The following is a 13222-nucleotide window of genomic DNA, read 5'->3' as shown; positions in this document are numbered from 1 at the left end:
TATCCTACCCCGCGTCAGCCCAGCTTGGCTGTAAGGTCAATGGACTGACCTTCAGCAAGCTGTACATACGCCTTCTTGATGTCCGAGCGACGGCCGGGACGACCCTTGACGCGCTTGACCTTACCCTTCTGGACCAGCGTGTTCACGCCGGTAACCTTCACGTTGAAGAGCTTCTCAACCGCAGCCTTGATCTGAGGCTTCGTCGCACTGGGAGCGACCTTGAACACCACCTGGTTACGCTCGGAAAGAAGCGTAGCCTTTTCGGTGATCAGCGGTGCACGGACCACGTCGTACAGGGCTTCCTGCGACATGTTCTGTGCCGTCTTGTGTGCGTTCATGACGGTATTGGTGGTCATGCCAGACGCTCCTTAAGACCCTCAAGACCGGCGCGGGTGATGACCAGCACATCGTGGTTGAGGATGTCATAGACGTTTGCACCAATGGTCGGCAGAACGTCGATCTTCGGCAGATTGGCGATTGCGCGAGCAAACTGCTCGTCAACAGCGCCATCAACGATCAGCGCGGACGTCCAGCCCAGGGCCTTGATCTTCGCTGCGGCTTCACGGGTCTTGGTGACACCGTTGGCGGCATCGAGAACGATCAGCTTGCCCTCGGCTGCCTTCTGCGACAGGGCGCAGATCAGGCCGAGACGACGGACCTTCTTGGGAAGGTCATAGCCGTGGTCGCGAACGACCGGACCATGGACAACGCCACCCGTACGGAACTGTGGTGCACGCAGGGAACCCTGACGGGCAGAACCCGTGCCCTTCTGGCGGTAAGGCTTCTTGGTCGTGCCAGAAATTTCACCCATGCCCTTCGTACGGTGCGTACCGGCACGGCGCTTTGCGAGCTGCCAGTGCACAACACGTGCCATGATGTCAGAGCGCGGAGTGACCGCGAAAATCTCTTCAGGAAGCGCGACAGAGCCTGCGCTACCGTTATCGAGGGTCTTGATATCGTATTCCATGCCCCTCGTCCTCAACCGGCGGCCGCCACTGTTGCTGCCGGATACGGCGCATCAGCATGGCGAGCCTTCTTGATTGCATCGCGAATCAGCACAAGGCCGTTCTTCGCACCAGGAATTGCACCCCTGACCATGATCAGGTTGCGCTCTTCATCCACGGCAGCGATCTCGAGGTTCAGCGTGGTAACACGCTCGTCACCCATGTGACCTGCCATCTTCTTTCCCTTGAAGACCTTGCCAGGATCCTGGCGCTGGCCCGTAGAACCATGGGAACGGTGGCTGATGGAGACGCCGTGGGACGCTTCGAGACCTGCGAAGTTATGACGCTTCATAACACCCGCAAAACCCTTGCCCTTGCTCTGGCCCGTGACGTCAACTTTCTGTCCCACAACGAAGTGAGCAGCGGACAGCTTGGTTCCAGCTTCCAGCAGGGCGTCTTCAGAGACGCGGAACTCTGCCAGATGCCTCTTTGGCTCGACCTTGGTCCGGGCGAAATGGCCACGGTTCGCCTTGGTGACATTCTTCACCTTGGCATTACCAAGTCCGAGCTGAATGGCGGTATAGCCATCGCGCTCGTTCGTGCGGGCATCCACAACCTCGACATTGTCAAGGTGAAGGACCGTCACAGGCACATGCGTGCCATCTTCCTTAAACAGCCGGGTCATTCCCAGCTTCTTTGCAATCAATCCGGTTCGCATCGTCTGGACCTTAGAGTTTGATCTCGACGTCCACGCCAGCGGCGAGGTCGAGCTTCATGAGGGCGTCCACGGTCTGCGGGGTCGGCTCGACAATGTCGAGCAGCCGGCGGTGAGTCCGAATTTCGAACTGTTCGCGGCTTTTCTTATCCACGTGTGGCGAGCGGTTCACCGTGAACCGTTCGATATGCGTCGGCAGCGGGATCGGACCCCGAACCCGCGCACCCGTACGCTTCGCCGTGTTTACGATCTCCTTGGTGCTGTTGTCCAGCACGCGATGATCGTACGCCTTAAGGCGAATGCGGATGTTCTGGTTGTCCATGTTCTTGTTCGTCCAACTCAAAAATTCGGGTGTCGTCCTACTGCCATTGCCCCTGAAAGGGAACCCCGGTCAGAAAAAATCTGACCGGGGCTGTCAAAGCCAACGGCTAAACGCAGGACTTAGGCGGTGATGGAAGAAACCACACCGGCACCCACGGTACGGCCACCTTCGCGGATAGCGAAGCGCAGGCCTTCGTCCATGGCGATCGGAGCGATCAGCTCCACGTCCATGGCAACGTTGTCACCCGGCATGACCATTTCCGTGCCTTCCGGCAGCGTCACGACGCCCGTGACGTCGGTCGTACGGAAATAGAACTGCGGGCGGTAGTTCGTGAAGAACGGCGTGTGACGGCCACCCTCTTCCTTCGTGAGGATGTAAGCCTCAGCCTTGAACTTCTTGTGCGGCGTGATGGAGCCGGGCTTTGCCAGAACCTGGCCACGCTCGACGTCTTCACGCTTCGTGCCACGAACCAGCGCACCGATGTTGTCACCGGCTTCACCGCGATCGAGCAGCTTGCGGAACATCTCGACGCCCGTAACGGTCGTCTTGACGGTGTCCTTCAGGCCGACGATTTCGACTTCGTCACCCACGTTGACAACGCCGCGCTCGACACGACCCGTGACAACCGTACCACGACCCGAGATCGAGAACACGTCTTCGATCGGCATCAGGAACGGACGGTCAACCGGACGCTCCGGCTGCGGGATGTAGGCGTCAACCTGCGTCATCAGTTCGAGAACGCGGTCTTCACCGATGGACGGATCGCCATCTTCCAGCGTCACAAGAGCGGAGCCCTTGACGATGGGGATATCGTCGCCCGGGAACTGGTAGGAAGACAGAAGCTCACGAACTTCCATTTCCACGAGCTCAAGCAGCTCCGGATCGTCAACCTGGTCAACCTTGTTCAGGAACACGACCAGTGCCGGCACACCAACCTGACGGGCAAGCAGGATGTGCTCGCGGGTCTGCGGCATCGGACCATCAGCAGCGGACACGACGAGGATCGCGCCGTCCATCTGAGCTGCACCCGTGATCATGTTCTTCACATAGTCAGCATGGCCCGGGCAGTCGACGTGAGCGTAGTGACGGTCAGCCGTCTCGTACTCAACGTGAGCTGTGGAAATGGTGATACCACGGGCGCGCTCTTCCGGAGCCTTGTCGATCTGGTCGTACGCGCTGTAGGTGGCGCCGCCGGTCTTAGCCAGCACCTTGGTGATTGCAGCAGTCAGCGAGGTCTTGCCGTGATCGACGTGACCGATGGTGCCGATGTTGCAGTGCGGCTTCGTCCGCTCGAATTTAGCCTTTGCCATCGTCTTTCTCCAAAACCCCGCTCCACCTGGAACGGGAGTAAGACTGAAAGTTCAAACCAGTCAGTGCACGATCCTGAGATCGACACACTGCCGGAAGCCCTTTAACCGGTTCTGATTACCAGCGATAGTGGCTGAATGCCTTGTTGGCTTCAGCCATGCGGTGCGTGTCTTCGCGCTTCTTGACAGCGGAGCCACGGTTGTTGACCGCATCCATCAGTTCGTTGGACAGACGCTCCTGCATCGTGTTCTCGCCACGCTTGCGGGAGGCATCGATCAGCCAGCGGATCGCGAGAGCCTGACGGCGCTCGGCGCGGACTTCAACCGGAACCTGATAGGTTGCGCCACCGACGCGACGCGAGCGGACTTCAACCGCAGGCTTCACGTTATCCAGAGCCGAGTGGAACATGGCCACCGGATCTGCAGTCGTGCCGCCGCGACGGCGCATGACTTCGAGAGCACCGTAAACGATGCCTTCGGCAGTGGATTTCTTACCATCGTACATCAGCGCATTCATGAAGCGCGTAATGACGACGTCTCCGAACTTCGGATCGGGAAGGATCTCGCGCTTTACAGCGCGGTGACGGCGACTCATTCCAAATACCTCTTACTTCGGACGCTTCGCGCCATACAGCGAACGACGCTGACGACGCTTGGCGAGACCCTGTGTATCAAGCACACCACGCAGGATGTGATAACGGACGCCAGGAAGATCCTTCACGCGGCCACCACGGATCAGAACAACACTGTGTTCCTGAAGGTTGTGGCCTTCACCCGGAATGTAGCTCACGACCTCATACCCGTTGGTCAGACGCACCTTGGCGACCTTACGCAGAGCGGAGTTCGGCTTCTTCGGCGTTACGGTATACACACGCGTGCAAACGCCGCGCTTCTGCGGGCAGCCCTGCAGTGCGGGGACCTTGTTCCGCTTTGCGGCCGGCTCACGGCCGTTCGCGATCAACTGGTTGATGGTCGGCATGCGCCCTTCCCAATCCTTGTCCTATTTCAGACAGCAACATTGCTGTTTCTGTCGTGACATTTGTTCCAACCGACATGCGGTAGGACCGCCTGCCATTTCCACATCGTGAAAAGGAAACAGCCTGAGCTGTTCCCTTCTCTCTTTAGCGTGCGGCCTTGGCATTTCCTCCTGAGAGAATAGCGGCACCGCATGCGATTCTTTAAACTTCGTCGGCTTCTTCAGCCTTCCGGGAAGGCAGTAGCCGAGGGCGCGGAACCTACGAAGGGTTCGACGCCAAGTCAAGTGGTTCAGCCGAAATGGCCCGATTCTGCAAAGAAAGTTTCCGGAATCGGGCGAGCCGGATCCCCACCTCATTCAAAAGCGGGGATCCCTCTCTCATTCCGCTGCGTCTTCGACGGCTTTCGGAGATGCTCCACCGACGCGCTGACGGTCCTGGCTGGCAGCGATACCCCGCAGGCGGTTCATCACACTGCCCGTTCCTGCCGGGATCAGACGCCCGACAATCACGTTCTCCTTCAGACCATTGAGGGTATCCACCTTACCCGACGTCGCCGCATCCGTGAGGACACGTGTGGTCTCCTGGAAGGAGGCCGCCGAGATGAAGGACTGCGTCTGCAGAGACGCCTTGGTGATACCCTGCAGAACCGGCATGGCCTTTGCAGGCGTATCCCCGTTCTCCATGAGACGCTGGTTTTCACCCTCGTACTCGATACGGTCTACCGTCTCGCCGATCAGGTAGGTCGAGTCACCCGGCTCAAGGATTTCCACCTTCTGCAGCATCTGACGGACAATGACTTCGATGTGCTTGTCATTGATCTTCACGCCCTGCAGTCGATAGACGTCCTGGATCTCGTTGACGAGATAGTCGGACAGGGCCTCGACACCCATGACCTTGAGAATGTCATGCGGCACGCGCGGACCGTCGACCAGCGGATCGCCCTTCTGGACAAAGTCGCCTTCCTGAACGGAAACGTGCTTGCCCTTCGGGATGAGGTACTGGGTCTCTTCACCCGTATCGTCGTTCTTGACGATGACGCAGCGCTTGGACTTGTAGTCCTTCCCGAACTCAATGCGGCCCTCGCCTTCGGCGATGATCGCATGATCCTTCGGACGACGTGCCTCGAATAGTTCTGCCACACGCGGCAGACCACCCGTAATGTCACGCGTCTTGGACCCTTCGCGAGGAATACGGGCCAGCACGTCACCGGCATTGACCTCTGCTCCGTTCTCCACAGACAGAATACTGTCCGGAGAGAGGAAGTAGCGGGCGTCATTGCCATTGGCGAGCTTGACGACGTTGCCGGAAGCATCCTTGAGCTGCAGACGCGGACGAAGATCCACACCCTTGGCTGCCTGCTTGTAGTCAACGACGACCTTCGAGCTCAGACCCGTGACTTCATCCATGCGCTCAACAAGCGTGATGCTGTCGATCAGGTCGAGATACTCGACGGTACCAGCCTGCTCGGTAATGATCGGCAGGGTGTACGGGTCCCACTCGGCCATCTTCTGGGTCCGCGTCACCGCTTCGCCTTCCGAGACCATCAGACGTGCGCCGTAAGGCACACGGTAGCGGGCACGTTCCACACCGTTTTCGTCAGTCAGCAGGATCTCGCAGTTACGCGACATCACGACCAGAACCTTCTGCGAGTTCTCGACGACGTTGCGGTTCTTGATCGTCACGATACCGTCGCGGGACGCTTCAACCATGGACTGCTCGGCGCCACGCGTTGCCGCACCACCAATATGGAAGGTACGCATCGTCAGCTGGGTGCCCGGCTCACCGATGGACTGGGCAGCGATGACACCGACAGCCTCACCGATATTGACCGGCGTACCGCGGGCCAGATCACGGCCGTAGCAGTGAGCACAGATACCGACGCGGCTGTCACAGGTCAGGACAGAGCGGATATCGACGCTTTCCACGCCAGCCTTCTCGATGAGCTCGGCCTCGGCTTCTTCGATCAGCGTGTTGCGCGGCAGGATGACATCCTGCGTCACCGGATGGATCACATCCTTGGACAGGGTACGACCCAGGATACGCTCGGACAGGGAAGCAACGACTTCGCCGCTATCCATGACCGCACGGACTGTCAGGCCACGCTCCGTACCGCAATCCGGCTCGACAATGATGCAGTCCTGCGCCACGTCGACGAGACGACGCGTCAGATAACCCGAGTTTGCGGTCTTCAGCGCCGTATCCGCGAGGCCCTTACGGGCACCGTGGCTGGAGGTGAAGTAATCGAGAACCGACAGGCCTTCCTTGAAGTTCGCGATAATCGGCTGTTCGATGATCTCGCCCGAAGGCTTCACCATCAGACCGCGCATACCGGCGAGCTGCTTCATCTGGGCCGGCGACCCACGGGCACCCGAGTGGCTCATCATCCAGACCGAGTTCGTCGGCTTGCCGATGACCTGTTTGGAGATTTCCTTGAGCATCGCCGCCTGGACTTCGTCCGTGCAGCGTGACCAGGCATCAACCACCTTGTTGTAACGCTCGCCAGCCGTGATCAGACCGTCCTGATACTGCTGCTCGAATTCCTTGACCTCTTCCGACGTCTTGCCAACCAGCGTTGCCTTGGCTTCCGGAATGATCATGTCATCCTTGCCGAAGGAAATGCCGGCGCGGGCTGCATGACGGAAACCAAGCCCCATCAGGCGGTCACAGAAAATCACGGCTTCCTTCTGACCACAGTGACGATAGACCGTGTCGATCACGTCGGACACGTTCTTCTTCGTCAGCTGCTTGTTGACCAGGCTGAAAGGAATGGCCTGGTGCTTCGGCAGGATCTGCGCAATCAGCGCACGACCCGGCGTCGTCAGGATCGTCTGACGGACCGACTTGCCCTCTGCATCGATCGTCGGCAGACGCAGACGGATCTTGTCATGCAGCTTCAGCGAGCCCGAAAGCATGGCGCTCTCGATTTCGGCGACATCCGAATAGGCCGGCGGAGCTGCCGTGACGATCTTGCCATCCTTGATGACGGCTTCGTCAGGCGTCTCGCGGTATTCCGGAACCTCAAGGCTCAGGTAATACAAACCCAGAACGATATCCTGGGACGGCACGATGATCGGCTTGCCGTTCGCGGGGCTGAGGATGTTGTTCGTGGACATCATCAGCACGCGGGCTTCAAGCTGGGCTTCAAGCGACAGCGGCACGTGAACGGCCATCTGGTCACCGTCGAAGTCAGCGTTGAACGCGGTGCAGACCAGCGGGTGAAGCTGGATGGCCTTACCTTCGATCAGCGTCGGCTCGAACGCCTGGATACCCAGACGGTGAAGCGTCGGCGCACGGTTCAGCATGACCGGATGCTCGCGGATCACCTCTTCAAGGATATCCCAGACTTCCGGACGCTCCTTCTCCACCATGCGCTTTGCAGCCTTGATGGTGGTGGCGTGACCGTACTTCTCGAGCTTCGAGTAGATGAACGGCTTGAACAGCTCGAGCGCCATCTTCTTCGGAAGACCACACTGATGCAGCTTCAGTTCCGGACCGACCACGATGACCGAACGGCCGGAATAGTCGACGCGCTTTCCGAGCAGGTTCTGACGGAAGCGGCCCTGCTTGCCCTTCAACATGTCGGACAGCGACTTCAGCGGACGCTTGTTGGCACCCGTGATGGCGCGGCCACGACGGCCGTTGTCGAACAGGGCGTCAACAGCTTCCTGCAGCATGCGCTTTTCGTTGCGGACAATGATGTCCGGCGCACGCAGCTCGATCAGCCGCTTCAAACGGTTGTTACGGTTGATAACGCGGCGATACAGGTCGTTCAGATCAGACGTCGCGAAACGACCGCCGTCCAGCGGCACCAGCGGACGCAGTTCTGGCGGAATGACCGGAACGATGTCCATGATCATCCAGTCCGGACGCGAGCCGCTTTCCACGAAGGCTTCAACCAGCTTCAGACGCTTCACGAGCTTCTTGCGCGCGGCTTCCGAGGTCGCCTTGCGCAGCTTCTTGCGCATCATGGTCTTCTCGGAATCGCCTTCCATGACGTCAGCGTCATAGTCGAACGGATCCGGCAGGCCCTTTTCCTTTGCCGCAAGGCTCAGCTCACGTTCCTGGTCGTTCGGAATACCCCAGTCATAGCTGGACAGCGCGCGCTTGATGGCTTCCGCACCGATTCCGACATCGATGCCTGCATCCGGATATTCATCCAGCAGGTCTTCGCAGCGGATTTCGTCCAGCAGGTACTGGTCGCGCTTCTTGCCATTCTTGTACGAGTCGATCTGATCGGATTCACAGACGCCCTTGTCGAGCACCAGGAACTTCTCGAAATACAGAACCGGCTCGACGTCCTTGAGCGGCAGATCCAGCATCGTGGCGATGCGGCTCGGCAGGGACTTCAGGAACCAGATATGTGCAACCGGGGACGCCAGCTCGATATGGCCCATGCGCTCACGGCGCACCTTGGCCAGCGTGACTTCCACACCGCACTTTTCGCAGACAATACCGCGGAACTTCATCCGCTTGTACTTGCCGCAGAGGCACTCGTAATCCTTGATCGGGCCAAAGATACGAGCACAGAACAGACCGTCACGCTCAGGCTTGAACGTCCGGTAGTTGATGGTCTCCGGCTTCTTGATTTCGCCGTAAGACCACGACCGCACCTGCTCGCTGGAGGCGAGCTGGATCTTGATCTGGTCGAAGGTCACCGACTGGCCGGTCTGACCCAGGATCTTCATGAGTTCGTTCATCCGCCGAAACCCCAATGTGTACCGCGGCGTCCCGCGGACACCTTAAAAATGAACCGTGGCGAGAAGGAGGGAGCGGGCAATTAAAGCCCGCTCTGCTCGAGTTCGACGTTCAGGCCGAGCGACTTCAGTTCCTTGATCAGAACGTTGAAGCTCTCCGGAATGCCGGCTTCGAAATCGTCCTGCTCGCGAACGATTGCCTCGTAGACCTTGGTACGGCCGGACACGTCATCCGACTTCACCGTCAGCATTTCCTGCAGCGTGTAGGCTGCACCGTATGCCTCAAGGGCCCACACTTCCATTTCACCAAAGCGCTGACCACCGAACTGCGCCTTACCACCCAGCGGCTGCTGCGTGACGAGCGAGTAAGGACCGATCGAACGGGCATGGATCTTGTCATCGACAAGGTGATGCAGCTTCAGCATGTAGATGTAGCCAACCGTCGTCTGACGCTCGAACGGCTCACCCGTACGACCATCGATCAGCTGCGACTGGCCCGACTTGTTGACACCGGCCTTCTCGAGCATCTCTTCGATGTCCGGGATGGAGGCGCCGTCGAACACCGGCGTTGCGATCGGCAGACCCTTGCGAAGGTTGTTCGCAAGCTCGATCAGCTGTTCGTTCGGCAAGGTCGCCACATCTTCGTTGAAGATGACATCGCCATAGACTTCGTGCAGGCGATCCAGCAGTTCCTGCTTGCGCTCACCGGTCCGCTGATACTCGTCCACCATATCACCGATGCTTGCGCCGATATTGGCACAGGCCCAGCCCAGATGGGTCTCGAGGATCTGACCGATGTTCATGCGCGACGGCACACCCAGCGGATTCAGCACGATGTCGACAGCCTGACCGTTCTCAAGGAACGGCATGTCCTCGACCGGAACAACGCGGGAGACGACACCCTTGTTACCGTGACGACCGGCCATCTTGTCACCCGGCTGAAGCTTGCGCTTCACGGCAACGAAGACCTTGACCATCTTCATCACGCCAGGCGGCAGCTCGTCACCGCGCTGCAGCTTCTCGACCTTGCTGTCGAAACGCGCATCGATGCGACGGGTCGCTTCCTTGAACTCACCGCGCAGCTTTTCGAGCTCTGCCATGACTTCATCGGACGTGACCGTGATGCTGGCCCAGGTCGCGCGATGATGCTCGTCCAGAACCTCTTCCGTGATCGGCGTACCGGAACGGATGCCCTTGAAGCCGGCACCGGCCGTCTGGCCAATCAGACGCTCACGCAGACGGTTGTAGAAGCTGCGTTCCTGAATGCCACGCTCGTCGTCACGGTCCTTGGTGAGACGCTCGATTTCGGCGCGCTCGATGGCCATTGCACGCTCGTCCTTGTCCACGCCACGGCGGGAGAAGACGCGAACGTCGACAATCGTACCCGTCGTGCCAGGCGGCAGCTTCAGGGACGTGTCACGGACATCGGAAGCCTTTTCACCGAAGATGGCGCGCAGAAGCTTCTCTTCAGGCGTCATCGGGCTTTCACCCTTCGGCGTCACCTTGCCAACGAGAATGTCACCCGGGTTCACCTCGGCGCCGACATAGACGATACCGGCTTCGTCGAGGTTGCGCAGGGCTTCCTCACCGACATTCGGAATGTCGCGCGTAATTTCTTCCTGACCCAACTTCGTATCGCGAGCCATGACTTCGAACTCTTCGATATGGATCGAAGTGAACACGTCATCACGGGCAATACGCTCGGAGATCAGGATGGAATCTTCGAAGTTGTAACCGTTCCAGGGCATGAACGCGACAAGCACGTTGCGACCCAGAGCCAGTTCACCCAGCTCGGTGGACGGACCGTCAGCAATGATGTCACCGGCATGAACCGTGTCACCGACCTTCACCAGCGGACGCTGGTTGATGCAGGTGGACTGGTTGGAACGCATGTACTTGCGCAGACGGTAGATATCCACACCCTGCGTGGCGCCAGCCTCGTCCGTCGCACGCACCACGATACGGGCACCATCGATCTGGTCGATGACACCACGACGCTTGGCAACGATGGTCGCACCGGAGTCATGCGCAACAGCAGCTTCCATGCCGGTACCAACCAGCGGGGCATCAGCCTTCACCAGCGGCACAGCCTGACGCTGCATGTTCGCACCCATCAGGGCGCGGTTGGCGTCATCGTTCTCAAGGAACGGAATGAGCGCGGCAGCGACAGACACAAGCTGCTTCGGCGAAACGTCACAGGCCGTGACCTGATCCGGCGGAACGACGCGGAAGTCACCGGAACGACGGACAGAAACGAGTTCATCTGTCAGACGGCCCTGATCGTCCTGCTTGGCATCAGCCTGGGCAACGACGAGCTTCTCTTCTTCCATGGCGGAAAGATATTTCCAGCCATCCTGAAGAACGCCCTCTTCCACCAGACGATACGGCGTCTCGATGAAGCCGTACTTGTTCACCTTGGCATAGGTCGACAGCGAGTTGATCAGACCGATGTTCGGGCCTTCCGGCGTCTCGATCGGGCAGATACGGCCGTAATGCGTCGGATGAACGTCACGAACTTCGAAGCCTGCACGCTCACGGGTCAGACCGCCCGGACCAAGCGCCGAAAGACGACGCTTGTGCGTCACTTCGGAGAGTGGGTTGGTCTGATCCATGAACTGGCTGAGCTGCGAGGATCCGAAGAACTCACGCACGGCAGCGGCAGCCGGCTTTGCGTTGATCAGGTCATGCGGCATGACCGTGTCGATGTCGACGGAACCCATACGCTCGCGGATGGCGCGCTCCATGCGGAGCAGACCGACGCGATACTGGTTTTCCATCAGTTCGCCGACAGAGCGGACACGACGGTTACCAAGATTGTCGATATCGTCGATCTGGCCGCGACCGTCCTTGAGTTCGCACATGATCTTGATCGTGCGCAGGATGTCTTCCTTACGCAGGACGCGCAGGGTATCCGGCGCATCGACATCAAGACGCATGTTCATCTTCACACGACCGACCGCGGAGAGATCGTAGCGGCCCTGGTCGAAGAACAGACCATGGAACATGGCTTCCGCCGTTTCCTTGGTCGGCGGCTCACCCGGACGCATGATGCGGTAGATATCGATCAGGGCTTCGTCACGACAACTGTTCTTGTCGGCAGCCAGCGTGTTGCGGATCCAGGGACCGTGCGAACCGTCCACGGACAGCAGTGGAAGCTCCGTAATCCCCATCTCTTCAAGCGCGGCCAGACGGTCTTCCGTCAGCTCTTCGCCGGCTTCGCCGTAGATCTCGCCCGTGTTCTCGTTCACGAGATCATAGGCCAGGAAGCGTCCAAGAATATCGAGGCGACCGACCTGCACGACGCGGGTCTTTTCCGCGATCTTGCGGACCATACGCGCGGTCAGCTTGGCATCGGCCTCGGCGACGACTTCACCCGTGTCGGCATCCACCAGCGGGCTGAGAAGCTTCAGACCACGGAAGGCATCCGGATCGAACGGACGCGCCCATTCGCCCCCCAGACGGGTGAACGGCACAGCCTCATAGAAGTAGGACAGGATTTCGTCCTGATCCATACCGCGGATATCGAGACCCTCGACATCGCCACCTTCCGCAATCTTCTGCTCACGCTGCGCGAGGTAGTTTGCACCCTCAAGCGCATACAGAAGCGTGGTGACCGGCAGCTTGCGCTTGCGGTCGATGCGCACATAGATCAGGTCCTTGGCGTCGAATTCGAAATCGAGCCAGGAACCACGATACGGAATGACGCGGGCAGCAAAGAGGTATTTGCCGGAAGAATGCGTCTTGCCCTTGTCGTGATCAAAGAACACGCCCGGGCTACGATGCATCTGCGAGACGATGACACGCTCTGTGCCATTGATGATGAAGGTGCCGTTATCGGTCATGAGCGGCATGTCGCCCATGTAAACCGGCTGTTCCTTCATGTCGTGGATCGAGCGCGAGCCCGTATCCTCGTCAATATCCCACGTCGTCAGACGAAGAATGACCTTCAGCGGCGCTGCATAGGTCAGACCGCGCTGAATGCACTCTTCGACGTCATATTTCGGATCTTCGAATTCGTAGGACATGAAGTCCAGACGACCGCGACCCGCAAAATCGTTGATCGGAAAAACCGAACGGAAGACTTCCTGAAGCCCGGCATCCTGCCGGCTGTCAGGGCTCACGTTCATCTGCAGGAATGCCTCGTAGGAGGCGCGCTGCACGTCGATCAAATTGGGCATCGGCGCAATTTCGGGAATACGCCCGAAACTTTTGCGGATCCTTTTGCGTCCCGTGAACGATTTGGTGATCGCGTTCATCTCTTCT

9 protein-coding genes are annotated in these 13222 nt (G+C 59.1%); all 9 read right to left on the bottom strand.

Annotated elements, in window-relative coordinates:
* Positions 1 to 14 precede the first annotated feature (14 nt).
* The 9 genes from GOX01_RS01105 to rpoB all read right to left on the bottom strand — a co-directional run bounded on the left by GOX01_RS01105 (position 15) and on the right by rpoB (position 13215).
* Positions 15 to 311 (bottom strand): 50S ribosomal protein L23, encoded by a 297-nt coding sequence (locus GOX01_RS01105; protein WP_172952931.1) that lies wholly within the window; start codon positions 309 to 311, stop codon positions 15 to 17.
* A gap of 41 nt (positions 312 to 352) precedes the next feature.
* Positions 353 to 967 (bottom strand): 50S ribosomal protein L4, encoded by a 615-nt coding sequence (gene rplD, locus GOX01_RS01100; protein WP_011251965.1) that lies wholly within the window; start codon positions 965 to 967, stop codon positions 353 to 355.
* Between the two features lie 11 nt (positions 968 to 978).
* Positions 979 to 1662, bottom strand: coding sequence for a 50S ribosomal protein L3 (rplC, locus tag GOX01_RS01095; RefSeq protein WP_011251966.1), 684 nt, complete (start codon positions 1660 to 1662; stop codon positions 979 to 981).
* 10 nt (positions 1663 to 1672) lie between these two features.
* Positions 1673 to 1981, bottom strand: a complete 309-nt coding sequence (gene rpsJ / locus GOX01_RS01090) for a 30S ribosomal protein S10 (protein WP_007282720.1) — start codon at positions 1979 to 1981, stop codon at positions 1673 to 1675.
* 119 nt (positions 1982 to 2100) lie between these two features.
* Positions 2101 to 3291 carry an elongation factor Tu gene (gene tuf, locus GOX01_RS01085; RefSeq protein ID WP_011251967.1) on the bottom strand — a complete coding sequence of 397 codons (1191 nt, stop codon included), beginning with the start codon at positions 3289 to 3291 and terminating at the stop codon, positions 2101 to 2103.
* Positions 3292 to 3406: 115 nt separating this feature from the next.
* The gene (rpsG, locus tag GOX01_RS01080; RefSeq protein ID WP_011251968.1) at positions 3407 to 3883 is read right to left on the bottom strand and encodes a 30S ribosomal protein S7; all 477 of its coding nucleotides are present in this window, start codon (positions 3881 to 3883) and stop codon (positions 3407 to 3409) included.
* Between the two features lie 12 nt (positions 3884 to 3895).
* Entirely contained in the window at positions 3896 to 4267 is a 372-nt protein-coding gene (gene rpsL / locus GOX01_RS01075) for a 30S ribosomal protein S12 (protein ID WP_011251969.1), read from the bottom strand.
* 375 nt (positions 4268 to 4642) lie between these two features.
* Positions 4643 to 8962 carry a DNA-directed RNA polymerase subunit beta' gene (gene rpoC / locus GOX01_RS01070; protein ID WP_062269559.1) on the bottom strand — a complete coding sequence of 1440 codons (4320 nt, stop codon included), beginning with the start codon at positions 8960 to 8962 and terminating at the stop codon, positions 4643 to 4645.
* An 80-nt stretch (positions 8963 to 9042) separates the two neighbouring features.
* Positions 9043 to 13215 carry a DNA-directed RNA polymerase subunit beta gene (gene rpoB, locus GOX01_RS01065; protein WP_062269565.1) on the bottom strand — a complete coding sequence of 1391 codons (4173 nt, stop codon included), beginning with the start codon at positions 13213 to 13215 and terminating at the stop codon, positions 9043 to 9045.
* Positions 13216 to 13222 lie beyond the last annotated feature (7 nt).

The organism is Gluconobacter oxydans, from assembly GCF_006539685.1.
Taxonomy (GTDB): domain Bacteria; phylum Pseudomonadota; class Alphaproteobacteria; order Acetobacterales; family Acetobacteraceae; genus Gluconobacter; species Gluconobacter oxydans.
This window is presented reverse-complemented; position numbering and strand designations above follow the sequence as displayed.

Bases quoted from the DNA above. Each gene is read 5' to 3' on its own strand.
- GOX01_RS01105 (WP_172952931.1), bottom strand. From the start codon at position 311: ATGTCGCAGGAAGCCCTGTACGACGTGGTCCGTGCACCGCTGATCACC.
- rplD (WP_011251965.1), bottom strand. From the start codon at position 967: ATGGAATACGATATCAAGACCCTCGATAACGGTAGCGCAGGCTCTGTC.
- rplC (WP_011251966.1), bottom strand. From the start codon at position 1,662: ATGCGAACCGGATTGATTGCAAAGAAGCTGGGAATGACCCGGCTGTTT.
- rpsJ (WP_007282720.1), bottom strand. From the start codon at position 1,981: ATGGACAACCAGAACATCCGCATTCGCCTTAAGGCGTACGATCATCGC.
- tuf (WP_011251967.1), bottom strand. From the start codon at position 3,291: ATGGCAAAGGCTAAATTCGAGCGGACGAAGCCGCACTGCAACATCGGC.
- rpsG (WP_011251968.1), bottom strand. From the start codon at position 3,883: ATGAGTCGCCGTCACCGCGCTGTAAAGCGCGAGATCCTTCCCGATCCG.
- rpsL (WP_011251969.1), bottom strand. From the start codon at position 4,267: ATGCCGACCATCAACCAGTTGATCGCGAACGGCCGTGAGCCGGCCGCA.
- rpoC (WP_062269559.1), bottom strand. From the start codon at position 8,962: ATGAACGAACTCATGAAGATCCTGGGTCAGACCGGCCAGTCGGTGACC.
- rpoB (WP_062269565.1), bottom strand. From the start codon at position 13,215: ATGAACGCGATCACCAAATCGTTCACGGGACGCAAAAGGATCCGCAAA.